At 62.5% G+C, this 24,000-nt stretch carries 20 protein-coding genes; 12 read left to right on the forward strand and 8 right to left on the reverse strand.

Annotated elements, in window-relative coordinates:
* Positions 1–32: 32 nt before the first annotated feature.
* Entirely contained in the window at positions 33–977 is a 945-nt protein-coding gene (gene trxB / locus PXK01_RS15590) for a thioredoxin-disulfide reductase (RefSeq protein WP_274848655.1), read from the reverse strand.
* Positions 978–1,200: 223 nt separating this feature from the next.
* On the opposite strand from trxB, the gene PXK01_RS15595 reads away from it, so the two are divergent.
* Complete coding sequence (locus PXK01_RS15595; protein ID WP_274848656.1) at positions 1,201–1,701, forward strand: Lrp/AsnC family transcriptional regulator; 501 nt, start codon at positions 1,201–1,203, stop codon at positions 1,699–1,701.
* A 73-nt stretch (positions 1,702–1,774) separates the two neighbouring features.
* Here the strand turns inward: PXK01_RS15595 and PXK01_RS15600 are convergent, their stop codons facing one another.
* The 4 genes from PXK01_RS15600 to lgt all read right to left on the reverse strand — a co-directional run bounded on the left by PXK01_RS15600 (position 1,775) and on the right by lgt (position 6,081).
* On the reverse strand, positions 1,775–2,533 hold the full coding sequence (locus PXK01_RS15600; protein WP_274848657.1) for a Hint domain-containing protein: 759 nt from the start codon (positions 2,531–2,533) through the stop codon (positions 1,775–1,777).
* 832 nt (positions 2,534–3,365) lie between these two features.
* Positions 3,366–4,121 (reverse strand): peptidoglycan editing factor PgeF, encoded by a 756-nt coding sequence (gene pgeF, locus PXK01_RS15605; protein WP_274848658.1) that lies wholly within the window; start codon positions 4,119–4,121, stop codon positions 3,366–3,368.
* Complete coding sequence (locus tag PXK01_RS15610) at positions 4,118–5,185, reverse strand: class I SAM-dependent methyltransferase (RefSeq protein ID WP_274848659.1); 1,068 nt, start codon at positions 5,183–5,185, stop codon at positions 4,118–4,120. Before PXK01_RS15610 ends, pgeF begins: the two co-directional genes overlap by 4 nt.
* Positions 5,182–6,081, reverse strand: coding sequence for a prolipoprotein diacylglyceryl transferase (gene lgt, locus PXK01_RS15615; RefSeq protein ID WP_274848660.1), 900 nt, complete (start codon positions 6,079–6,081; stop codon positions 5,182–5,184). The genes PXK01_RS15610 and lgt overlap by 4 nt, the downstream gene beginning before the upstream one ends.
* Before the next feature lie 111 nt (positions 6,082–6,192).
* On the opposite strand from lgt, the gene PXK01_RS15620 reads away from it, so the two are divergent.
* From PXK01_RS15620 to PXK01_RS15640, 5 genes are all read left to right on the forward strand, one after another.
* The gene (locus PXK01_RS15620; RefSeq protein WP_274848661.1) at positions 6,193–6,441 is read left to right on the forward strand and encodes an accessory factor UbiK family protein; all 249 of its coding nucleotides are present in this window, start codon (positions 6,193–6,195) and stop codon (positions 6,439–6,441) included.
* Between the two features lie 341 nt (positions 6,442–6,782).
* A complete protein-coding gene (locus tag PXK01_RS15625) occupies positions 6,783–7,283 on the forward strand; it encodes a YbjN domain-containing protein (RefSeq protein WP_274848662.1) in 501 nt (166 codons plus the stop codon).
* Positions 7,284–7,324: 41 nt separating this feature from the next.
* Positions 7,325–8,140 (forward strand): pyrroline-5-carboxylate reductase, encoded by an 816-nt coding sequence (proC, locus tag PXK01_RS15630; protein ID WP_274860777.1) that lies wholly within the window; start codon positions 7,325–7,327, stop codon positions 8,138–8,140.
* Complete coding sequence (locus PXK01_RS15635) at positions 8,133–8,471, forward strand: tRNA-binding protein (protein ID WP_274848664.1); 339 nt, start codon at positions 8,133–8,135, stop codon at positions 8,469–8,471. The genes proC and PXK01_RS15635 overlap by 8 nt, the downstream gene beginning before the upstream one ends.
* 2 nt (positions 8,472–8,473) lie before the next feature.
* The gene (locus PXK01_RS15640; RefSeq protein ID WP_274860778.1) at positions 8,474–9,424 is read left to right on the forward strand and encodes a 2-hydroxyacid dehydrogenase; all 951 of its coding nucleotides are present in this window, start codon (positions 8,474–8,476) and stop codon (positions 9,422–9,424) included.
* 34 nt (positions 9,425–9,458) lie between these two features.
* Here the strand turns inward: PXK01_RS15640 and PXK01_RS15645 are convergent, their stop codons facing one another.
* Positions 9,459–10,049, reverse strand: a complete 591-nt coding sequence (locus PXK01_RS15645) for a thymidine kinase (protein ID WP_274848666.1) — start codon at positions 10,047–10,049, stop codon at positions 9,459–9,461.
* Positions 10,050–10,515: 466 nt separating this feature from the next.
* On the opposite strand from PXK01_RS15645, the gene PXK01_RS15650 reads away from it, so the two are divergent.
* Positions 10,516–10,983 carry a hypothetical protein gene (locus PXK01_RS15650; protein ID WP_274848667.1) on the forward strand — a complete coding sequence of 156 codons (468 nt, stop codon included), beginning with the start codon at positions 10,516–10,518 and terminating at the stop codon, positions 10,981–10,983.
* Positions 10,984–11,041: 58 nt separating this feature from the next.
* Here PXK01_RS15650 and PXK01_RS15655 read toward each other — a convergent pair whose 3' ends face one another.
* On the reverse strand, positions 11,042–12,166 hold the full coding sequence (locus tag PXK01_RS15655; protein ID WP_274860779.1) for a beta-ketoacyl-ACP synthase III: 1,125 nt from the start codon (positions 12,164–12,166) through the stop codon (positions 11,042–11,044).
* A 231-nt stretch (positions 12,167–12,397) separates the two neighbouring features.
* Here PXK01_RS15655 and PXK01_RS15660 point away from each other — a divergent pair, with 231 nt between their 5' ends.
* The 4 genes from PXK01_RS15660 (at position 12,398) to PXK01_RS15675 (ending at position 18,282) form a co-directional block, all read left to right on the forward strand.
* Entirely contained in the window at positions 12,398–12,877 is a 480-nt protein-coding gene (locus PXK01_RS15660) for a MarR family winged helix-turn-helix transcriptional regulator (RefSeq protein WP_274860780.1), read from the forward strand.
* A gap of 35 nt (positions 12,878–12,912) precedes the next feature.
* Complete coding sequence (locus PXK01_RS15665) at positions 12,913–13,932, forward strand: efflux RND transporter periplasmic adaptor subunit (RefSeq protein ID WP_274860796.1); 1,020 nt, start codon at positions 12,913–12,915, stop codon at positions 13,930–13,932.
* A gap of 10 nt (positions 13,933–13,942) precedes the next feature.
* Positions 13,943–16,978 (forward strand): efflux RND transporter permease subunit, encoded by a 3,036-nt coding sequence (locus tag PXK01_RS15670; protein WP_274860781.1) that lies wholly within the window; start codon positions 13,943–13,945, stop codon positions 16,976–16,978.
* A gap of 425 nt (positions 16,979–17,403) precedes the next feature.
* Positions 17,404–18,282 carry a delta-class carbonic anhydrase gene (locus PXK01_RS15675; protein WP_274860782.1) on the forward strand — a complete coding sequence of 293 codons (879 nt, stop codon included), beginning with the start codon at positions 17,404–17,406 and terminating at the stop codon, positions 18,280–18,282.
* A 123-nt stretch (positions 18,283–18,405) separates the two neighbouring features.
* Here the strand turns inward: PXK01_RS15675 and carB are convergent, their stop codons facing one another.
* Positions 18,406–21,768: a carbamoyl-phosphate synthase large subunit gene (gene carB, locus PXK01_RS15680; protein ID WP_274860783.1), complete on the reverse strand. Its 3,363-nt coding sequence runs from the start codon at positions 21,766–21,768 to the stop codon at positions 18,406–18,408.
* Between the two features lie 336 nt (positions 21,769–22,104).
* On the opposite strand from carB, the gene aspS reads away from it, so the two are divergent.
* On the forward strand, positions 22,105–23,883 hold the full coding sequence (aspS, locus tag PXK01_RS15685) for an aspartate--tRNA ligase (protein ID WP_274848673.1): 1,779 nt from the start codon (positions 22,105–22,107) through the stop codon (positions 23,881–23,883).
* Positions 23,884–24,000: the final 117 nt, after the last annotated feature.

Genomic DNA, 24,000 nt, shown 5'->3' on the forward strand with positions numbered 1-24,000 from the left:
GTGATCTGCGCCCCGGCCAGTGCCTGATGGCCCTAGTCTTCCTGTTCGGCCAGGAACCGCTCGGCGTCCAGGGCGGCCATGCAGCCCATGCCGGCCGAGGTCACCGCCTGACGGTACTTGTGATCGGTCAGATCGCCCGCGGCAAAGACACCCGGCACCGAGGTCTCGGTGGAGCCGGGCTTGACCTTGACGTAGCCGCCGTTGTGCAGTTCCAGCACGTCCTTGACCAGTTCGGTCGCCGGGGCATGGCCAATCGCCACAAAGACGCCCTTGCAGGGGATCTCCGAGATCTCGCCGGTCTCGACGTGTTTGACCTTGACGCCTTCGACGCCCAGCGGGCTGTCGGTGCCGATGACTTCCTCCAGCTGGTGGAACCACAGCGGTTCGATCTTGGGGTTCTTCATCAGGCGATCCTGCAGGATCTTTTCGGCGCGCAGCTCGTCACGGCGGTGGATCAGTGTGACCTTGGAGGCAAAGTTGGTCAGGAACAGCGCCTCTTCGACGGCGGTGTTGCCGCCGCCGATCACCACGATCTCCTGGCCGCGATAGAAGAAGCCATCACAGGTGGCGCAGGCCGAGACGCCAAAGCCCTTGAATTTCTCCTCGGAGGGTAGGCCCAGCCATTTGGCGCGGGCGCCGGTCGCCAGGATCACCGCATCGGCGGTATAGGTGGTGCCGCTGTCGCCCTTGGCGGTGAAGGGGCGCTGGCTGACATCCAGATCGGTGATGATATCGCCGATGATCTCGCAGCCCATCGCCTTGGCATGGTCCTGCATCCGTACCATCAGATCCGGGCCCTGAACCTCGGTATCGCCGGGCCAGTTTTCCACCTCGGTGGTGGTGGTCAGCTGGCCGCCGGGTTCGATGCCCTGCACCAGAATGGGTTCCAGCATCGCGCGGGAGGCATAGACCCCCGCCGTATATCCGGCCGGGCCGGACCCGATGATCAATACCTTGGTGTGGCGAGTCTCGCTCATCTCAATTTCCCCAGATCCGTGTTTGGCGGGCAGCCCGCCGTCAGGAGATGGATATAACGGCACTGGAAGGCCGCTTAAACCCCCGGCATCGTCTTCGTGACTTCGCCGTCATTCTGGGCAGCTTGATCTTGTCGCCAGCAAAGAATATTTCCCGCCAGTGAAATAATATTGCGCGCGGCAACGGCGCTGATATAAGAAACGCAAACTGACGGGAGCTTCCACAATGGTCACAACACGCCTTGATCCGATCGATCGCAAGATTTTGTCGGAACTGCAGGCCGACGGGCGCATGACCAATGTGGAGCTGGCCAAGCGGGTGGGCATTTCGGCACCGCCTTGCCTGCGCCGCGTGCGCGCCCTGGAAGAGGCCGGTCTGATCCGCGGCTACCACGCCGAGGTCAACAGCCGAGAATTGGGCTTTGAGGTCCAGGTCTTTGCCATGGTGGGGCTGGAAAGCCAGGCCGAGGCGGAACTCAGCGCCTTTGAGGAGAAATGCCGCAGCTGGCCCCTGGTGCGGGAGTGTCACATGCTGAACGGCGAGGTGGATTTCATCCTGAAATGCGTCTCTCCCGATCTCAGCACCTTTCAGAGCTTCCTGACCGGTGAGTTGTTGACCACGCCGAATGTGGCCAGCGTCAAGACATCATTGGTGATCCGCGGCGCCAAGGACGAACCGGGCGTGCCCTTTGATGTGCTGGAAGACCGCCTGTCACGGGAAGCCTGATCCGGTCACCGACAGTTCTGATGTGCGGGCCTGATACACGCTCCTGTTGCGCGGCCCTGCTCCCTTGTCCGGGTCATATCTCGGCGCGTTTGAAGGCCAGCGGGCCAAAATCCGAAACGCTGTCGGCATGGCTGAACAGGTTCAGGAACAGGGTCTTTATGGCGTAGCTGACCATCTTCAGCGCGTCCGGTCCCGGGTGGTAGGTCTCGAACTCCAGCCCTCCGACCTGGATCACCGCATGGCGGGGCAGGCAGAGGTGATACATCTCCACCACCGTCGGCGGCGAGGTCTCAAAGATATTCATGCCGTCCTGAAAGGCCTGCACAGGGGTCAGCAGCTTTTGCTCTTCGGTGCCGTTGCGCATATGGGGCGGCGTGCACAGGAGTCGGGCCGCGGGGCCTGCCACAACGCAGGACATCGGTTTTTGCATGCCGAAACTGTCGGCCATGAAGCTGGTCAGCGGGTGCCGTTGCCCTTTTGAGTCGGCGCGGGCGGGAACCAGGCTGGTGGAACCTTTCCACACCAACGGCTGACAGCCGCCATCCTGGGTGACAATCCTGTCGCCGGGCCAGAGATCCTCGATGGCGACCGGACCATGCTCGGTCTGCACCAGCGAGCCGCGGGTAAAGGCGCAAAAGGCGTTTTCAAACAGCGGCAGCGCCGGAGCGATGTGACGGGTTTGTGCAACCGTGCCGTTTGTCAGAAGGGCGCTGACTTCGAACCGTCGCAACTGCGGCTTGTTGGCCATGCGCAGGGCGGCCGGATCCTGCAGCAGTGCAGAGGCCTCGGCGGCCGTGGCGGCGGCGTGGTGCAACGATTGAGGCGTATTCATCACGTCAGGCCTTTCTCAAATCGGTTCCAATTCGCGCTCCGATAGAGACCGATCAGAGCATAGCGGGCTGTGGTTTCGCGCAGAGAACCCGGACTCTTCAAAATGCTGCGGGTCCAAGTGTTTCAGCGCTTTAAAGCAGGTCTTCCTGAAGAAACTCCTACAAGGCGGGTAACCGGGCGCAAAACCGTGGTCCTGTCGCTCTGATTTGTCGGAGGTCTTTCGCAGGATTGATGGTCTTTTGCCGTGTTCCTCCGCCTCAGGCCTGTTTGCGAAGCCGGACGCCCGCATGACGCCGTTCAACAATGCTCCGCCGTCGCCGTCCCCGGTGCCAGGGCATTCTGCAGCTTTCGGCTTTGGCCGTCGCAATGATCGATGCGATAAAGCGGTTTCGGGCTTTCATGGGCTACTCCTGCCGGCTCCGTTCTGGATCAAACCTTCTGAGAGGCTTTTTCGGTAATCAATGCGTCGGCAATAAGGCGCAGGCATGGAAAAGCCCCGGCAGCGCCCGAATAGGCCTGCCATATTCCGCGTTGAACGCCCGTGCTGCAGGGGGAATGGGGAACTGGGCCTAGGTTCAGGACCCATTCATCCTGCACCATCGGTTTGACAGAATTATTGCCTGATCACGAGTAATGCTGCAGCAATAGTGGTTCTATTTCACAGCATTGAGAGGCAAGCAGGCGGGAATTCCGTCAAATCCGAAGGACGTCAAATCCACTTGATCTCAGTGGTTTGTCACGCTTGCGAATAGATCCACTATGCACGGCGCGCACCAAAAAGCTGGTGTTTCGTGGATTTGGCGCCAATGGCGTAGGATGAATGGGGCCTGAGCCTAAAGCCTGATGCAGGAAATCAACCGGCCGTAGTCGGCTTCCTTGTCATGGGTGGTGCGGCGGTAGGAGTAAAAGCGCGCGGGATCGCTATAGGTGCAATGGCGGGTCCATTCCGCCTCTGCGATGCCGAGGCTGCGCAGCTTGTGCAGCCCAAGACCGGGCAGGTCGAACAGGAAGCGATCGCCGGTCCCATTTGCAAAGAAACGCGCGTTGTCCGGGTTTTCGGCCATGAAACTGTCGAAGAACTCAGGCCCCACCTCATAGGCGCGCTGTGAAATCGTCGGGCCGATGACGGCCTTGATCCGCGTGCGGGATGCGCCAAGGTCCACCATCGCGTCGACGGTGGCCTCCAGCACGCCGTCCAGCGCCCCGCGCCAGCCGGCATGGGCGGCGCCGATCACCCCGGCATCGCTATCGGCAAACAGCACCGGCTGACAGTCGGCGGTCAGGATCGACAGGGCAATTCCCGGTCTGCGTGTCACCATCGCATCCGCCGAGGCCTGCGTGTCTCCCACCTCTTCGATCACGACCACATCCGGGGAATGGACCTGATGGACCCGGGCCAGGTCGGCGGGCGCGACCTCCATCGCCGCGGCGACCCGGGCGCGGTTCATTTCCACAGCCTCGCGTTGATCAGAAGAGCCGAGCCCGCAATTCAACCCTTCGAAAATCCCGGAAGAGGCGCCGCCGCGACGGGTAAAGAACCCGTGGCGCAGCGGAGACAGCAGATCCGATGTGAGAATTTCCAGCGTCATGACTGAAGCCCCGGTGGTGGAGTCGCCGTGGTGGGGTAAAGGCCCAGCACCTTGAACAGGTTTCCCATTTCCTCGGGGTGCGTCAACCGCCGATGTGCGGCGATCAGGCTTTCGAGCGCTTCGCCTTGCAGGGGGGCGGCCAGGGCGCGGGCGCGCTCGGTCACGCCGAGGCGTTCCAGAAACACGCCTTGGGGCGTCAGCCGGGTTGCGGCGCATCCCGCCGCACGACCCGCCTCGGTCAGGGGTTCGAAATCCACATGGGTGGTGAGATCCGCCGTGCCCGGTGCCTCCAGCGGATCTGAGGGGGCGTGATCGCGCAGCGCCTGCAGCGTGTCGCCCAGCGAGCGCCAGTCGCCATAGTCGATAATCAGCGCCGCGCCGCCATGAGTGGCGATGCGGGCCGCAATGGCGGCGGTGATCGGGGCTGCCGCTTCGCAGAGTTCAACCAGATCGCCATCGCGGGTGTCTTCCAGCCGGTGCGCCAGTGCGCTCTGATCTGCCACGGGACCCAGCCCGAAGGTCAGGCAGCCTTCGGCGCGGCCAATGCGTTTCTCCCGCCAGCCGGACCCGTCGCGCAGGAATTGGCGCACGGGCAGGGCGTCGAAAAACTCGTTGGCGACCAGGAACAGCGGCTGTCGCGGCAGGTCGTCGATCACGTCGTGCCAGATCGGAGCGTAGCCCTTCAGCGTCTCGGCCTGGGTCTTGCGCAGGGTGGGGGAGGCCTCGACCAGGTGCAGCTGCATGGCGTCGTGAAAGCCCGGTACGGCGCGGGTGGCGCGCAGAAGGTCGGCCATCAAGGTGCCGCGCCCCGGGCCCAGTTCTGCCAGCGTGAACGGCGCGGGCGATCCTTGATCCAGCCAGGTCTGCGCCAGGCACAGGCCCAGCAGCTCGCCGAACATCTGGCTGATCTCGGGCGCCGTGGTGAAATCGCCAGAAGCCCCCAAGGGATCGCGGGTGGTGTAATAGCCGTATTGCGGGTTGAGCAGGCATTCGGCCATGTAATCGGCCAGGCTCAGCGGGCCGTCGATGTCGATGCGGGCGATAAGGTGGTCGCGCAGGCTCATGGCGCGGCCCTTTTGTGGCGCAGGGATTTGAGCACAAAGACCAGCCCCAGCGCGATCATCGGCAGCGACAGCATCTGCCCCATGGTCAGCCCGTAGCCGCCGATATGCCAGGCAAGCCCCAGGGGGTTGCCGGGCGATACGAATTGCGCGTCGGGTTGGCGGACGAATTCAACCAGGAACCGCGCCGTGCCATATCCGGCCAGAAAGGTTCCAAGGACTAGACCTGGGGTAAGGAATGCCGTCTTGCGGAGGGTCAGCCACAACAGCACAGCCCCCAGGATTAACCCCTCCAGAGCGGCCTCATATAGCTGCGACGGGTGGCGCGCACAGATCTCTCCCAGCGCCTGGCCGCAGTCCTGTGCAGCCTGTCCCGGAAAGGCGACGCCCCAGGGCAGGTCGGTCGCGCGCCCCCAAAGCTCGGCGTTGATGAAATTCGCCAGCCGTCCCAGCATCAGCCCCCAGGGCACGGTAAAGGCCACCAGATCCGCCATCTGTAGCTTTGGAATGCCCTGGCGCGCCGCATAGATCCAGGAGGCCAGCACCACCCCGATCAGACCTCCATGAAAGGCCATGCCGCCCTCCCAGATGCGCAGGATCTGCGAGGGGTTCGAAAGGTAATAGCCGGGCTGGTAGAACAGCACGAAACCGAGCCGCCCGCCGAGGATGACGCCAAGGATGATCCAGGTCAGCAGATCCTCGACCTGTGCGGGGCGCATCGGCGCCTGCTGCCCGGGCCACAGCATGGGGCGCTTCAAGGCCATCACCGCAAGACGCCAGGCGATCACAATGCCGACGATATAGGCCAGCGCGTACCAGCGCAGGGCGAACTCCATTCCGAACAGGGGGATGGAGAAGATCTCGGGCGATAGGTCGGGGAATTTGATCAGGGCGTGCATATGCGACTGAATGCCTTTGCCGGGGAATGGAAGTCAACGGGGCGCAGGCAATGGCTTGCCCATGGCCCTTTGGTTGCCCATATAGGGCATAAGCCTGAAACGGAGAAGACGATGCAGAGCCGCAACAAGATCCTGGACGACATTTCCCAGCTGATGACCAATGCGATGGGCGTTGCCCACGGTGCGCGCGAAGAGGCCGAGACGGCGATGAAGGGCATGATCGACCGCTGGCTGGCGGATCGTGATTTTGTCACGCGAGAGGAATTCGACGCTGTACGCGCCATGGCTCAGAAGGCCCGCGAAGAGAATGAAGCGCTGAAAGCCCGCCTTGATGCGCTGGAAGCCACGACCAAGGGCTAAGCCCTGATTGGCAGCGGGCGCGGTCTGCCCTGAAATGCGGATCGCGTCCCGCACGGGCCGGGGTGCGCGTCGCCAAGCGCCTGTCTGCGTCCGGCATCCCGCCTCAGCACAAGCCGTGCCGCTAGAAGCGATGCCAAGATAGGTCATGCCGATATTTTGGGTGGCTTTTCACTTCATCCACAACTTATTGCAGATATCCCCAAATAAAGGGTTGCCAGCGCCGGCCTGCGCCGCCACCATATCTGGTATGGGAGCGGGGATGCCTCCCCGTTCTTTTGAGCGCAAAGCTAGCTTTTGTAGGCACGCAGAGGTCTCGGGCTAGGTACCAGGGAGGTGGCATCATGGCCCTATCCGAGCATCATCTGGAAGACGATATCCACCCTATCGACATCGTTGAAAACATCGCCTCCCACCACGACTGGGATTTCGATCGCATCGGTGACGATCAGATCGCCATGGCGGTCGAGGGGCAGTGGCGCACCTACTCGGTCACCCTGGCCTGGTCTGGCTATGAGGAAACCCTGCGCCTGGTCTGCAGTTTTGAAATGGAACCGCCCGAGGACAAGCTGCCGCAGCTTTACGAGCTGTTGAACCTGATCAACGACCAATGCTGGGCGGGCTCCTTTACCTATTGGGCCGAGCACAAGCTGATGCTCTATCGCTATGGGTTGCTCCTGTCGGGCGGGCAGGCGGCCAGCCCCAGCCAGATCGATGCGATGATCCAGGCGGCGGTCAGCAACTGTGAGCGGTATTACCCGGCGGTGCAGCTGACCACCTGGGCCGGGCATGCGCCGAAGGAGTCGCTGCAGGTCGCCATTGCAGAGGCCTACGGGCGCGCGTAAACCTTTGCCCCGAGACTGACAGATCAAATGGGGCAGGGACAATGGATATGACGGAAATCGCGGATCGCGGGCTGGTTCTTCTGGGCTGCGGCAAGATGGGATCGGCGATGCTGGCGGGCTGGCTGGAGGGCGGATTGCCTGCCGCCTCGGTCTGGGTGCTGGATCCCTATCCGTCGGATTGGCTGAAATCCACCGGCGTTGCCATCAACCAGGGCCTGCCCCAAAATCCGGCCATCGTGCTGATCGCGGTGAAGCCGCAGATGATGGGCGATGCGCTGCCGGGCCTGCAGGCGCTGGGCAATGGGGATACGCTGTTCATCTCCGTGGCGGCAGGGATTTCCTGCGCCAGTTACGAGGCGATGTTGGGCGACAAGACCCCCATCGTGCGCGCCATGCCCAACACACCTGCCGCCATCGGGCGCGGGATCACCGCCCTGATCGGCAACAGCCAGAGCGGGGCGCAGCATATGGACATGGCAGAGGCGCTCTTGTCCGCCATCGGTCAGACGGTGCGCCTGCAGTCCGAGGATCAGATGGATGCGGTGACGGGCGTCAGCGGCTCTGGTCCGGCCTATGTCTTTCACCTGATCGAGACGCTGGCTGCCGCGGGAGAGGCGCAGGGCCTGCCCGCAGATCTGGCGATGCAACTGGCCAAGGCCACCGTGGCGGGCGCCGGTGCCCTGGCCGAAGCGGCGGATGACAGCCCCGAACAGCTGCGCATCAATGTGACCAGCCCCAATGGCACCACCCAGGCGGCGCTTGAGGTGCTGATGGACAAGGAAAGCGGCTTTCCAAGTTTGCTGAACCGCGCAGTCGCGGCGGCGGCCAACCGATCCAAGGAGCTGTCCGGTGGCTGAGATTTCCTTTGATGACTTCCTGAAGGTCGACATCCGCGTCGGCCAGGTGGTACGGGCCGAACCCTATCCGGAGGCGCGCAAACCGGCGATCAAGATGTGGATCGATTTCGGTGATGAGATCGGCGAGAAAAAGACCTCGGCTCAGGTGACGGCGCATTACACGCCGGAGAGCCTTGTGGGCAAACAGGTGCTGGCCGTGGTGAACTTCCCGCCGCGCCAGATTGGCAAGTTCATGTCCGAGGTGCTGGTGCTGGGCCTGCCGGATGAGGCGGGCGAAGTCTGCCTGATCGGCCCCGACGCCCCGGTTCCGCTTGGTGGAAGGATGCATTGACCATGAAGCTTTGGATCACACGGCCGATGACGGCGGCGGTCGAGGCGCGCGCGCGTGCCGAATTCGATGTGGACATCCGCACGGATACGGGCGTGCTCAGCCGCCAGGAGATGCAGCGGGCACTGCGCGACTATGACGTTGTGGTGCCAACGCTGGGCGACCTTTTCTCCGCCGATGTCTTTGCTTCCGTGCCTGATCCGCGCTGCCGCCTGCTGGCGAATTTCGGTGTCGGCTACAACCACATCGATGTGCGGGCGGCTCAGGCTGCCGGTGTGGCCGTGACGAACACGCCGGGCGCGGTCACCGATGCCACCGCCGATATCGCCATGACCCTGATCCTGATGTCGGCGCGCCGCGCGGGCGAGGGGGAGCGGCTGGTGCGCTCGGGCACCTGGAAGGGCTGGCACCCGACCCAGATGCTGGGCCAGCATGTGACCGGCAAGACGGTTGGCATCGTGGGTCTGGGCCGGATTGGCGCGGCCATCGGGCGGCGCTGTCATTTCGGCTTTGGCATGACCGTGCTCTACACCGCGCGCAGCGACAAGGATCCGGGCTATCCCGTCAGCCGCAGCACTGACCTGGCCGCGATGGCGGCTGAGGTGGATTTCCTGGTGGTGGCCGTGCCCGGCGGCGCTGAAACGCGGCATCTGGTGGATGAGGAGATCCTTGCCGCCATGCAGCCCCATGCGCATCTGATCAATATCGCCCGGGGAGAGATCGTGAAGGAGGCGGCCCTGATCGCGGCCCTGAACGAAGGCCGGATCGCGGGCGCGGGCCTTGATGTCTACGAGTTCGAACCCAAGGTGCCAGAGGCGCTCTGCGCGCTTGATACAGTGACCCTGTTGCCGCATCTGGGCACCGCCACCGAAGAGGTGCGCAGTAACATGGGGCAGATGGCGCTGGACAATGTGGCGGCCTTCCTGGCCGGAAAGGCGCTGCCGAACCCGGTCTGAGGCGCAGGATCCTTGGGGCTGAGCCTGAGTGGGCTCAGACCGCGCTGCGGTCCCCCATCGCCTCGCGCCAGTGGCGGCGGCACAGCGGAACATAGGTCTCATTGCCGCCGATTTGAACCTGGTCGCCGGTCGTGATCGCGTCGCCGTTTTCGTCCTGGCGGATCACCATGGTGGCCTTCTTGCCGCAGTGGCAGATGGTGCGCACCTCGCGCATCTCATCGGCGAGCGCCAGAAGCGTGGCGGAGCCGGGAAACAGCTTGCCCTGAAAATCCACCCGCAGCCCATAACACAGCACCGGCACGCGCAGATCATCCACCACCCGCGCCAGCTGCCAGACCTGATCGTCGGACAGGAACTGCGCCTCATCGACAAAGATGCAGGCCACCGGCCCCTGGGCCAGCCGCGATGTGATCTTGGCAAAAAGGTCTTCGTCCGGGGCAAAGACATCTGCGGTTGCACTGATTCCGATCCGCGAGGCGATCCGCCCCTCTCCGGCGCGATCATCGATCTGCGCGGTCAGAAGGTAGGTCTCCATGTTGTTTTCGCGGTAGTTGTGCGAGGCCTGCAGCAGCACCGTCGACTTGCCCGCGTTCATGGTGGAGTAGTGAAAATAGAGCTTTGCCATGAGCGGCGGTTTATCCTTTGGCCGGGTCATTTGGAACCGTAAATCGCCACCGTTTACGCCCTATGCCCCGGCACAGGTTTCGCAGGGTTCGCCTGCAGGGCGATGGGGGTGATGGTCGGGGCAGGGAAGGGAGAAATTGCGCCCTGACGTGGCAGGCTGATCGATCCGGGCCGCAGCAGGCCCCAAGGGTGGATCTGAACAGAAACCGCCGCGCAGGGCGCAGACCAAAAACAGGAGGTTCCTCAGCCAGAAAAACTGGCCAGGGAACAGTCCCAAACACAGAAGCCAACCCCACTCACGAAAGTCTGCTTCACCCCAAAATGATGCAAAATGGCATCTGGGACACTCACTAAATCCCTGAAAACCAGAGGGATGGATCAAGTATTGCAATTCGTCTAAAAGAGATTCATGGGAAATTAATAATTTCATTCCCCGCCTGGCACGGCGGCATACTGAGTGAGACTACATGGCAGATATCGGCACCTACCTGAAGAAGCACACGGAAGCCCTGGTCAAGGACGTCGGTATCGAGGCGGCCTGCCAGATCACCGGCAAATCCAAGGCGACGCTGGGGCGCTATTACTCCGACAATGCCGAACATGCGGAACGGTTCATGCCGGTGGATTCCGTAGCCAAACTGGAAGGTGCTGCCTCATTCCCCCATGTGACGGCCGCGCTGGCCGATCTGAAGAACATTACCCTGTCCTATAACCAGTCAGAAGAGAGCGCGGCGGGCGGGCGTAACTCCGGCGGTGTGAACGCGGATGTGATCGCGTTGAGCCAGCGCTTTGCGACACTGATGAGCGAGTATCAGGAAGCCATTGCCGACGGGATCATCACCGTGAACGAAGCCAAGCGCCTGTTGCGTGAAACGGTTCTGTTGCAGCAGGTCCTGCTGGAGATGAAACTGCACCTGGAAGAAGAAAGCGCCTGACGCGCTTTCTCAGGCTTGTTTGCCCTTGATGCATGAGATCCGCCCCGCAGGGCGCCGCTCACGCGTGGCGGCGCAACAGGGCTGATCCCACCGAATATCCTGCTCCGAAGGAACAGATCAGGCCGATCTCCTGATCGCCCATGTCATCGGAATTCTGCGAAAAGGCGATGATCGAGCCGGCCGAAGAGGTATTGGCATAGTCCTGCAGGATATTGGGCTGCTCTTCCGGCGTGGGGGTGCGGCCCAGGACCTTCTTGCCGATGAAATCGTTCATCGACTTGTTGGCCTGATGAAGCCACAGGCGCTTCAGATCGGTGTTTGCGACGCCGCTGTCACTCAGATGGTCTGCGATATGGCTGCTGACCAGCGGCAGCACTTCCTTGAACACCTTGCGCCCGTTCTGCATGAACTGCATGTCGCGGCGGTCCTCCACCCCGTCAGGGCGCGAGCGGCGCAGGAAGCCGTTGTTGTTGCGGATATTGTTGGAGAACTCGGTGGCGCAGCGGGTCGAGAGGATCTCGAAATGCGGTCCCTTGGCGTCTTCGATCCGTTCCACCAGGGTTGCGGTTGCCACGTCGCCAAAGATGAAATGGCAGTCCCGGTCGCGCCACTCCAGATGGCCGGAACAGATCTCGGGGTTGACCACCAGCGCCGAACGGATGCTGCCCGAGCGGATCATGTCGGCCGCCACCTGCAGGCCGAAGGTGGCCGAGGAACAGGCCACGTTCATGTCAAAGGCAAAGCCGTCGATGCCCAAGAGCTTCTGGATTTCGATGGCGACCGCCGGGTAGGCGCGCTCCATGTTGGAAGCCGCACAGATCACCACATCGACATCGGAGGCCGTTTTGCCCGCCTGGGCCAGAGCCTTGTTCGCGGCATCCACCGCCATTTCCGCCATGATGCCGGGTTCCTCGTCGCTGCGCTGGCGCAGCAGCGGGTGCATCACCTCGGGATCAAGAATGCCGCTCTTGTCCATCACGAAGCGCTGCTCGATACCGGAGGCCTTGACGATGAACTCCTCCGAGGAATGCTGCATCGGTTCCATCTCGCCCGCGGCGATGGCCTCGGCATTCTGCGCGTTCATGCGGTCGGCATAGGCATTGAAGGCCTCGACCAGTTCGGCATTGGTGATGACCTGCGAGGGAGTGAAGACCCCGGTGCCGGTGATGGCAGCTGTGTACATTGTAAAGGAACCCTGAGTTTTCAAAGTGCCGTCAATCTGGTCATTTTGCCACAGGAAGGTCAAGCCCGCAGCGGGGGTGCCGCAAGGGAAAGAGGCCGTCTTCTGTGAAGTTCTTCACATGAATATTTCATTTTATGAAGTAATTTGGGGCGAATCCCCCCATGGGGTGATATCCGCCCGATCGAGACGCCAGGGGGCATCGCGTTTCGCCACGCATGAGCAGAGACAGTCATGACTGACGAAGAAAACCGGTTTTCTCCCGAAACCCGTGCGCTGATGGGGGTCTTTGCGCTCTATTGGAAGATGGACGCCGTGATCGACCAGACGCTTCTGACACCGCAGATGGGGCGGCTGGAAGGGCGGGTGCTGTTGCAATTGGATCAGCCCCGTAGGATGGGAGCGTTGGCGCAATTGCTGCTGACGGGGCCGCCATCGGTGACGGCTGCAGCAGATCGGTTGCAGAACATGGGGCTGGTGCGGCGGGCTCCGGATCCCGACGACCGGCGCGCCCTCCTGTTGCAGCTCACCGAACAGGGGTGGGAGATGCGGCGCCAATTGGAAGCCGGGGCGAGCGCCCTGTTTCGTCAGGTGTCCGGGCTGAGCGAAGGTGAGATCAAGCAGTTCGCGGCGCTGTCCATGAAAATCCATGATACCATTACCGGCACCGGGGAGATCCTGAAGGATCCCAGCCAAACAGGAGACAAAGAATGACACGATTTCGTCAATTGGCGCTTTGGGTGCTGCCGATGGTTGCCCTGTCGATGCTGGGCCAGACCGCTCCGGTTTTGGCGCAGGAACCGGCAAAGCCGGTCAAGCTGATCCAGACGCAGGCCGGGAACGTCCTGGTGGAGCGGCAGTTCTTTGGCCAGGTGGCCGCCAAGCAGAGCGTCGATCTGGCCTTTCAGGTCGGCGGCCAGGTGGTGCTATTTCCGGTGGCCCAGGGCGGCGTGGTGCCGCAAGGGCAGATGGTGGCACAGCTGGACCTGGAGCCTTTCGAGCTGCAACTGGAGCAGGCGCGGCTGCAAAAGGAACAGGCGGATCGCACTGTCGCCCGTATGGAGAAACTGTCTGGCACCGTCAGTCAGGTGTCGATCGACGATGCGGAAACCCAGGCAGGGCTCGCGGGCGTTGCGCTGCGGGATGCCGAATATGCGCTCAAACATGCCACATTGACCGCGCCGTTTGAGGCGCTGGTCTCCAGTCGCGAAGTGGACCGTTTCACCACGGTCAGCGCCGGGACCCCCATCGTGCGCCTGCATGACATGTCCGAACTGCACATCAAGGTGGATGTGCCGGAGATCCTGTTCCAACAGGCGGATCAGAGCGACAAGGTGGAGATCACCGCCTCCTTCCCGGGCTGGGACGCCACCTATCCGGTCGAGATCCTCGAATTCGATGCAGAGGCCAGCAGCGTCGGGCAGACCTATCTCGTCACCTTTCGCCTGGCGCCGCCAAAGGATCGGCAGATCCTGCCCGGTGCCTCGGTCTCTGTGCGGGTGAAGGTGAATACCGGTGTGGCGGCGATCATCCTGCCCGCCACCGCCATCGTGATGTCTCCCGCCGGGGATACCGGCGTCATGGTGTTCAGCCCGACCGGGGCCGACAGCGGAACCGTGACCTGGCGCGCGGTCACCGTCGCGCCGACCCAGGATGGTGCCTTTGCGGTATCGCAGGGCTTGAGCGGCGGTGAAGAGGTGGTTCTGACCGGCGGACATGCCTTAAGCGACGGGCAGGCGGTGCGCCGCTTTGCCGGTTTTGCGAACTGAGGGCGCACCTATGGACATCGCACGCGGATCTATCGAAAAACCGATCCTCACCTGGCTGGTGATGCTGATCGCCCTGTTTGGCGGCATCTGGGGGTTCCTGTCGCTGGGGCGGCTGGAGGATCCGGCCTTCACCATCAAACAGGCGGTGATTGTCACGCAATACCCCGGTGCCACGGCGGAACAGGTGGCGCTGGAGGTCTCCGAGCCGCTGGAATCGGCGATCCAGAAGATGGCCGAGGTGGATATCATCACCTCCATCAACCAGCCGGGCCAATCGCTGATCGAGGTGGAGATCAAATCGACCTATGACGGCAGTGAGCTGCCCGCGGTCTGGACCAAGCTGCGCGCCAAGATCCGCGATGCGGCGCAATCCCTGCCCGACGGCACGCGGCAGCCGATTGTGAATGATTCCTTCGGGGATGTATTCGGCCTGTTCTACGCGGTGACCGCGGAAGGGTTCAGCGACGGTGAAAAACACGAGCTGGCAACCTTTCTGAGGCGCGAATTGCTGACCGTGGAAGGGGTGGCCGATGTGGAGGTCTCGGGCCTGCCGGACGAGGCGATCTACGTGGAGCCAGATATCGCGGTGTCGGTCAATCTCAACGTGCCGATGACGGCGATTGCCAATGCCATTGCCACCTCGAACTCGGTGCGCCCGGCGGGCAAGCTGGACGCAGGCGATTCCGATACACGCCTGTTGGCGCCCAATGGATCGGACAGCGTGAGCGAGATTGCCGGCCTGTCGGTCGGGGTCCAGGGCGAGGTCATCAACGTGATCGACATGGCCAAGGTCCACCGGGGCCGGGTTGCCGATCCCAAGCTGATCGTGCGCTACAACGGAACCGAGGCCTTTACCCTGGGCGTGGCCGGGATCGCCTCGGAAAACATCGTCGATGTGGGTAAGAACGTCGATGCCAAGCTGGCGCAGCTGGATCGGGATATTCCCTATGGTGTCAAACTGCAGCCGATCTATCAGCAGCATGTGGTGGTGGAGCAGGCCTCTAATGACTTCCTGGTCAACCTGGCCATGTCCGTTGTCATCGTGGTGGTGGTTCTGGCGCTGTTCATGGGGCTTCGGGCGGCTGTGGTCGTCGGTGCGACCCTGCTGCTGACGGTGGTGGGCACGCTCTTGTTCATGAACCTGTTCAGCATCGAGATGGAGCGGATCTCCCTTGGGGCGCTGATCATTGCCATGGGGATGCTGGTGGACAATGCCATCGTGGTCGCCGAAGGCATGCAGATCGCCATGCTGCGCGGGAAAAGCTCCCGCGAGGCGGCGCATGAGGCTGCCAGCAAGACGCAGATCCCGCTATTGGGGGCCACGGTCATTGGCATCATGGCCTTTGCCGGGATCGGCCTCAGCCCGGATTCGACCGGCGAATTCCTGTTCTCGCTTTTTGCGGTGATCGCCATTTCGCTGCTGCTGAGCTGGCTGCTGGCGCTGACCGCGACGCCGCTGCTTGGGCATTACTTCTTCAAGCGCGGCACCGGTGCCAGCGGCGATGAATACGGCGGGGTGGTGTTTCGGGCCTATGGAGCCATCTTGCGCCTTGCGCTGAAACTGCGCTGGCTGGTGGTGGTGGGGCTGATTGTCCTGACCGGGGCCTGCTATGTTGGCTTTGGCCAGGTGAAACAGGCCTTCTTCCCGGATTCCAACACACCGCTGTTCTTCGTGCATCTGAAGCTGCCGCAGGGCACCGCGATTGACACCACCTCGACCCAGTTGAAACGGATCGAAGACTGGCTGGGGGAGCGGGAGGATGTCGTCTCGACCGCCGCCTTTGTGGGGCAGGGGGCAACCCGCTTCATGCTGACCTATTCGGCTGAGAAGGCCAACCCGAGCTATGGGCATCTGATCATCCGCGCCACGGGCCTGGAGGATATTCCTGCCCTGCAGGCGGATCTTGAGGCCTTTGGGCGGCAGAACTTCCCCGAGGCGGAGTTCCGCACCAAACGGCTGGTCTTTGGTCCGGGCGGCGGTGATCCCATCCAGGTGCGGTTTTCCGGTCCCGACCCGATGGTCCTGCGCCAGTTGGGGCAAGAGGCGATGACACGGCTGTCGGCGGCCTCCGAGGAAATCCTGAGCGTGCGGCACAATTGGCGCGAACAGGAGCTGGTGCTGAAACCGGTCTATGCCACCGACCGGGCCCAGACCGCCGGTGTCACCCGCGAAGACATTGCCGACACCCTGCAGTTCTCGACCGATGGTCTGACGGCCGGCATGTTCCGGGAACGCGACCGGTTGATCCCGATCGTGCTGCGCCGTGCACCGGAGGACGAGGATAACATCATGGATCAACTGGTGTTCTCGACCTCCTCCAACAGGTTCCTGCCATTGGAGCAGATGATCGACGGGATCGATGTGCAGGTGGAAAACACCTTGGTGCATCGCCGCGACCGGGTGTTCACGCTGACCGTCGGTGCGGATATCTCGCCGGATGTAACGGCGGCGACCGTGTTCAAATCGGTGCAGGGCAGCATCGAAGAGATGGCCCTGCCGCCGGGCTACCGGATGGAGTGGGGCGGGGAACACGAAAGCTCTGCCGACGCCAACGCGAGCCTTGGCGCGCAATTGCCGGTGTCTTTGTTGATCATGGTGCTGATCTCGGTGCTCTTGTTCAACGCAATCCGTCAGCCGGTGATCATCTGGCTGCTGGTGCCGATGTCGGTCAATGGCGTGGTGATCGGCCTTCTGGGAACGGGCATGCCCTTCACCTTTACCGCGCTTCTGGGGCTGCTCAGCCTGTCGGGGATGCTGATCAAGAACGGTATCGTCCTGGTCGAGGAGATCGACCTGGTCCGCGCCGAGGGGCGCCCGCTGCGGGCGGCCATCGTCGAGGCCTCGGTGTCGCGTCTGCGCCCGGTGATGCTGGCCGCGATCACCACGATCCTGGGAATGGTGCCGCTGCTGACGGATGCCTTCTTCGTTTCGATGGCGATCACCATCATGGGCGGGCTGGCCTTTGCCACCGTGCTGACCCTGGTGGCGGCGCCGGTCTTCTACCTGATCTTCTTTGCCCGCGAAGACAGGCAGGCCGCAGCCTGATCGGGTACCGGCTACCATGCGCAAAAAGACCAAGGCCCCGGATTTTCCGGGGCCTTGGTCTTTTTATTGAGGCTGTAATTGGGTGCCAGCCGCGGGGTCTCGATCCCGTTTTGGATCACCCAACAATGCCCGCCGTATCGGGGAAAAGCCGCGCCTCCCTAGATCAGCGGAATAAGCGGTACGTCGCAGGCCGACAGGGTGACAAGGCCAAGAAAGAGGACGATCAGGCGCATCATGAGCGCTCCTTTTGTTGCTGCTCTGCCTGCAGCAGACCGTATTGCAGGGCGGGGGTCAAACCATTTTGCCAAGGCTTGCCAATTCGTTCGACCGGCAGACCGATACAAGGCGACGGATAAACCCCTATGCAAACAAGGGGATCTGGGGCAGGATCGGGACAGGTTCAACAACCGGCAAAGGAGCAATCCATGAAAAAGCCATTTGTGAACACCATATTGATTTCATGCCTTTCCCTCTGCGCCGCCCCTGTATTTTCAGAAGGCAGCGGTGCCGATCATGCCGGGGCCGAGGTTCCCGACGCGGTGATTGCCGAGCAGCGCCGGACCCTGGCGGAGAACACGTTGTTCGCGGGCTTTGGTCCGCAGGCGCCACGGGACATCGACCGGGCAGGGGGCAGCAACCGTGTGCGGTTCGGGACGGCACCGGATTATCGCGAGATGAACCTCTGCAATATCCATTTCCACGAAAGCGCCGAACATCGCGGCGGTGAGTTCACGACCTATGTCGGCAATGGCGATGGCCATGGCTATGGCAGCGGCTACGCATACTCCGGCGCGCTGAGCGCAGCCGAGCTTGCGCCCTTTGATCAGGAGGTCGGCGCCACCGCACATGGCGGCCTGGAACCGGGCGACACAATCGAAGTGCACTATGTCTTCACCACCGCCCGGGTGGATCCCGGTCCGACGCTGGGCTCCTGCCTGAGCGATGCGATCGGGAATCCGCAGTTGCGCGTCGAGGCGCAGGTCTATGTGCTGGTCAACGATGACGCGGCGCTTGATTTCACCAGGCTGACCCGGCTGGAAAAGAAGAACGGCCTGACCCAGGCAATCAATATCCCCAGCGATACCGGACGCCCGGTTGAATATGCGGGCTCCACCACCGGCCCCGGCTACAATGAGAAAGGCTCGCCCTTTCAGGTGACCTGGTCGGTCCGGCCAAAGGTGGCCAAGGTCAGCATCCAGTCGGTCGCCAAGTGGCTGGCCTACAACCCCTTTGACGAAGACCACGCCCACGGGGTGCGCAACCTTGTGATCAATCCGGATCTGTTGTCGGAGATTGGACGGTAGGTGACCGTGCGCGCCCAAGGGGATCTGCAAAAGCCCGGTGAAGGGGCGTAGGTCTCCATGTGGAGGTAGAAAAAGGCCCCGGAGATACTCCGGGGCCTTTGGCATTCTGCAAAACGGGGGACCTTACCCCTGCAAGCTCTTGACCTGCACTTCCCCTTCAGCCTGGGCCTTGATCGCCAGGGCGGCGGCATGGGCGCCGGCGGCGGTGGTGAAATAGGGGATCTTGTCGTAAAGCGCGACCGAGCGCATTTCCTTGCTGTCCTCGACCGCCTGGGCGCCTTCGGTGGTGTTCATCAGGATCTGCACATGGCCGTCCTTCAGCAGATCCACCACATGCGGCCGGCCCTCATAGACCTTGTTGACGCCCTCACAGGGCACGCCATGGCCGTCCAGCCAGGTCTTGGTGCCGCCGGTGGCCACCAGGGTGAAGCCCTGCTCGATCAGGATCTTGGCGGCCTCCAGCATGGTGGCGCCCTTGTCGGCATCCTTGATCGAGATGAAGGCGCGGCCCGAGGACGGCAGCACCATGCCCGCGCCCATCTGTGCCTTCAGGAAGGCGCCGGCAAAGGAGCGATCCCAGCCCATCACCTCACCGGTGGAGCGCATTTCCGGGCCAAGCAGCGTGTCGACGCCCGGGAAGCGGGCAAAGGGCAGCACTGCTTCCTTGACCGAGAACCAGGGCATATTCGGGTCGGCCAGCGTCATCGGATCGGCCATCGGCACGTCCACGTCGTAACCGGCATCGGGTTCATACGGCGCGCGCTGCGGGAAGGCGGACAGTTTCTCGCCCGCCATGATGCGCGCGGCAATCGACGCGATGGCGCTGTCGGTGGCCTTGGCAACAAACGGCACGGTGCGGCTGGCGCGCGGGTTCACCTCGATCAGGAAGATCTCGTCGCCCTTGATCGCGAACTGCACGTTCATCAGACCGACCACATTCAGCGCCTTGGCCAGCGCGTGGGTCTGGGTCTTGATCTCTTCGATCACATCCTTGGACAGCGAATAGGGCGGCAGGGAACAGGCGCTGTCGCCCGAGTGCACACCGGCCTCCTCGATGTGCTGCATGATGCCCGCCACATGCACGTCGGTGCCATCGCAAAGCGCATCCACATCCAGTTCGACCGCACCGGCCAGATAGCTGTCGAGCAGCACCGGGCTGTCGCCCGAGACCACCACGGCCTCGTTGATGTAGCGTTTCAGCTGGTCCATGTCGCGCACGATCTCCATCGCGCGGCCACCCAGAACGTAGGAGGGGCGAATGACCAGCGGGAAGCCGATTTCCTCGGCGATTTCCAGTGCCTGCGCATCGGTGGAGGCAATGCCGTTATGCGGCTGCTTTAGGCCCAGCTTGTTCACCAGATCCTGGAAGCGTTCGCGGTCTTCGGCGAGGTCAATGGCGTCCGGCGTGGTGCCGAGGATCGGAATGCCCTCGTCCTGCAGCGCATTGGCCAGTTTCAGCGGGGTCTGACCGCCGAACTGAACGATGACGCCATGCAGGGTGCCGTTCGCTTGCTCGGCGCGCAGGATCTCCATCACGTGTTCGAAGGTCAGCGGTTCGAAATACAGCCGGTCCGAGGTGTCATAGTCGGTCGACACGGTTTCCGGGTTGCAGTTGATCATGATGGTTTCATACCCGGCATCCGTCAGCGCATAGCAGGCGTGACAGCAGCAGTAGTCGAACTCGATCCCCTGGCCGATCCGGTTCGGGCCACCGCCCAGGATCACGACCTTCTTGCGGTCAGACGGGCGCGCCTCGCATTCCACCTCACCCATCATCGGGGTTTCATAGGTGGAGTACATATAGGGGGTCTGCGCCTCGAACTCGGCTGCGCAGGTGTCGATCCGTTTGAACACGGCATTGACGCCCAGGTTCTGACGGGCGCGGCGCACGTTGTCCTCGTCGCGGCCGGTGAGGGCGCCAAGGCGGGCATCGGTGAAGCCCAGCATCTTGAGCGCGCGCAGTTCGTCTTCGCGCATCGGCAGGCCGGTCTTGCGCAGGTCCCGCTCGGCCTCGACGATTTCGCGGATGCGGGCCAGGAACCAGGGGTCGAACTTGGTAACGCCCTGGATTTCGTCGTCGCTCAGGCCGTGACGCATCGCCTGGGCAATGGTGCGCATCCGGTCCGGGGTCTGCTTGCTGATCGCCTTGATGACGGCAGCCTTGTCATCGCCGGTTGCCTCGTCCCAGAGGCCGACTTTCATGCCGGGGATTTCCACCTCGTCAAAGCCGGTCAGGCCCGATTCCATCGAGGCCAGTGCCTTTTGCATGCTTTCGTGGATGGTGCGGCCAATGGCCATCGCCTCGCCCACGGATTTCATCGCGGTGGTGAGGTAGGGCTCGGAGCCGGGGAATTTCTCGAAGGCGAATTTCGGGATCTTGGTGACGACATAGTCGATGGAGGGCTCGAACGATGCGGGCGTCACCTTGGTGATGTCGTTGTCCAGCTCGTCCAGCGTGTAACCCACCGCCAGTTTCGCGGCGATCTTTGCAATCGGGAAGCCGGTCGCCTTGGAGGCCAGCGCTGAGGAGCGGCTGACCCGCGGGTTCATCTCGATCACCACCATGCGGCCATCGGCCGGGTTCACCGCCCATTGCACGTTGGAGCCGCCGGTTTCCACGCCGATCTCGCGCAGCACCTCGATCGAGGCGGTGCGCATCATCTGGTATTCCTTGTCGGTCAGCGTCAGGGCCGGGGCCACGGTGATCGAATCGCCGGTGTGCACACCCATCGGATCGACGTTCTCGATCGAGCAGACGATGATCGCATTGTCCGCCTTGTCGCGGACCACTTCCATTTCATACTCTTTCCAGCCCAAGAGGCTCTCGTCGACCAGGATCTGGTTCACGGGCGAGGCATCCATGCCGGAGCGGCAGTAGTGGATGTAATCTTCGCGGTTATAGGCCACGCCGCCGCCGGTGCCGCCCAGCGTAAAGGCGGGGCGGATGATCGCGGGCAGGCCGACCTCTTCCAGCGCTTCCAGCGCCAGTTGCACGCCTGCATCCAGATCGGCGGTGCCATTTTCGCGGGTGGGGGCGGTGATGATCGAGGCGCGCGGGTTTTCCAGGCCAAGACGATCCATCGCTTCGCGGAACAGCTTGCGGTCTTCTGCCATTTCAATGGCTTCGCGCTTGGCGCCGATCATCTCGACGCCGAATTTCTCCAGCACGCCCATCTCTTCAAGCGCCAAGGATGTGTTGAGGCCGGTCTGCCCGCCCATGGTCGGCAGCAGTGCGTCGGGACGCTCTTTCTCGATGATCTTGGCGACGACCTCGGGCGTGATCGGCTCGATATAGGTAGCGTCGGCCAGACCCGGATCGGTCATGATGGTGGCGGGGTTGGAGTTCACCAGGATCACCCGGTAGCCCTCTTCGCGCAGCGCCTTGCAGGCCTGAGCGCCGGAATAGTCGAATTCGCAGGCCTGCCCGATGATGATGGGCCCTGCACCAATGATCATGATCGACTGGATGTCGGTTCTTTTTGGCATGGCCTTGTGTCCTTCGATTGTGCGCGCGGAATGTGGGTCGAGTCACCGGGCGCCCCCAGCGCCCAAATTGTCCTGCGTTATAGGGACAGAGCAAAAAGGTGCAAGGGGGATTGGCGCGGCGCTGCAAAATGCCGCTTTTGGCTCATGGCCCCCACCTTACCCTATACTGGCCGACATAGGCACGATGCAGTGAATTTTGCGCGCAATATGGGGGGTGAAACCCGTCGCAGAGGGCCTCGGGCCTTGACTTCCGCAGGCGCAGCAGGTGTATCGGCGCAAAGCTTTCGGAAGCCTTCCGAGCCCAATTGCCCGTTTCAGCCGAAAAGAGGCCAACCCATGCACGCATATCGCAGCCATACCTGCGCCGAACTGAACAAATCCAACGTGGGCGACACCGTGCGCCTGTCCGGCTGGGTCCATCGTGTCCGCGACCACGGCGGCCTGTTGTTCATCGACCTGCGCGACCACTATGGCATCACCCAGGTCATGGCCGATCCCGACAGCCCGGTCTTTGCCGAGATCGAGAAGGTGCGCTCGGAATGGTGTATCCGCATCGACGGCAACGTGCTGGCGCGCGATGAAAGCCTGGTGAACCCAAAGATCCCCACCGGCGAGATCGAGGTCTTCATCCGCGATATCGAGGTTCTGGGCAAGGCCGAGGAACTGCCGCTGATGGTCTTCGGCGATCAGGAATACCCTGAGGAAACCCGCCTGCGCTATCGCTACCTGGATCTGCGCCGCGAGAAGATGCAGAACAATATGGTGCTGCGCTCGCAGATGATCCAGTCGATCCGCAAGCGCATGTGGGACAAGGGCTTCAACGAATACCAGACGCCGATCATCACCGCATCCTCGCCCGAAGGCGCGCGCGACTTCCTGGTGCCGTCCCGTTTGCATCCGGGCAAGTTCTACGCCCTGCCGCAGGCGCCGCAGCAGTTCAAGCAGCTGATGATGGTGTCGGGCTTTGACAAGTATTTCCAGATCGCGCCCTGTTTCCGCGATGAGGACCCGCGCGCCGACCGTTCGCCCGCGGACTTCTACCAGCTGGACATGGAGATGTCCTTTGTCACCCAGCAGGATGTCTTTGATACCATCCAGCCGGTGATGCAGGGTGTCTTCGAGGAATTCGGCGGTGGCCGCAAGGTCGATACCGAATGGCCGCAGATCTCCTACAAGGATGCCGCCAAATGGTACGGCAGCGACAAGCCGGACCTGCGCAACCCGATCAAGATGCAGGATTGTTCCGAGCATTTCCGCGGCTCGGGCTTTGCCATCTTCGCCAAGCTGCTGGAGCAGGAGGGCACCGAGGTGCGCGCCATCCCCGCGCCCACGGGCGGCAGCCGCAAGTTCTGCGACCGCATGAACAAGTTTGCCCAGGGCGAGGGCCTGCCGGGCATGGGCTATATCTTCTGGCGCGACCAGGGCGAAGGCATGGAGGCCGCAGGTCCCCTGGCCAAGAACATCGGCCCCGAGCGCACCGAGGCGATCCGCCAGCAGCTGGGGCTCGGCGTCGGCGATGCGGCCTTCTTCCTGGGCGGCAAGCCCAAAGCGTTTGAGGCCGTCGCAGGCCGCGCCCGCAATGTGATCGGCGAGGAACTGGGCCTCATCGACAAGGACCGTTTTGCCTTTGCCTGGATCGTCGATTTCCCGATCTACGAACAGGACGAGGAAACCGGCAAGATCGATTTCGAACACAACCCCTTCTCGATGCCGCAGGGCGGGATGGAGGCGCTGGACGGCGATCCGCTGAAGGTGCTTGGTTACCAGTATGACCTCGCCTGCAACGGCTACGAGCTGGTCTCGGGCGCGATCCGGAACCACAAGCCGGAAATCATGTTCAAGGCCTTCGAGATTGCCGGTTACGGCAAGGAAGAGGTCGAGAAACGCTTTGGTGGCATGGTCAACGCCTTCCAGTATGGCGCACCGCCCCACGGTGGTTGCGCGGCGGGTATCGACCGGATGGTGATGCTCTTGGCCGATGAAGCCAACATTCGCGAGGTCATCATGTTCCCGATGAACCAGCGCGCCGAGGATCTGATGATGTCGGCGCCAAGCGAGCCGATGGCCGAGCAGCTGATGGAACTGGGCCTGCGCGTGATCCCGCAGGATCAGTAATCGCCCAAGGCGCCAATGAATGCGACCGAAGCCCGGAGCCTCCCGCTCCGGGCTTTTTGCATGTCTGCGCCGGAACCGGCGGGGATCTGCGTATGACGGATTATGGGCTTTGGAACC

It is taken from the genome of Phaeobacter sp. PT47_59 (genome assembly GCF_028890025.1).
Taxonomy (GTDB): domain Bacteria; phylum Pseudomonadota; class Alphaproteobacteria; order Rhodobacterales; family Rhodobacteraceae; genus Phycobacter.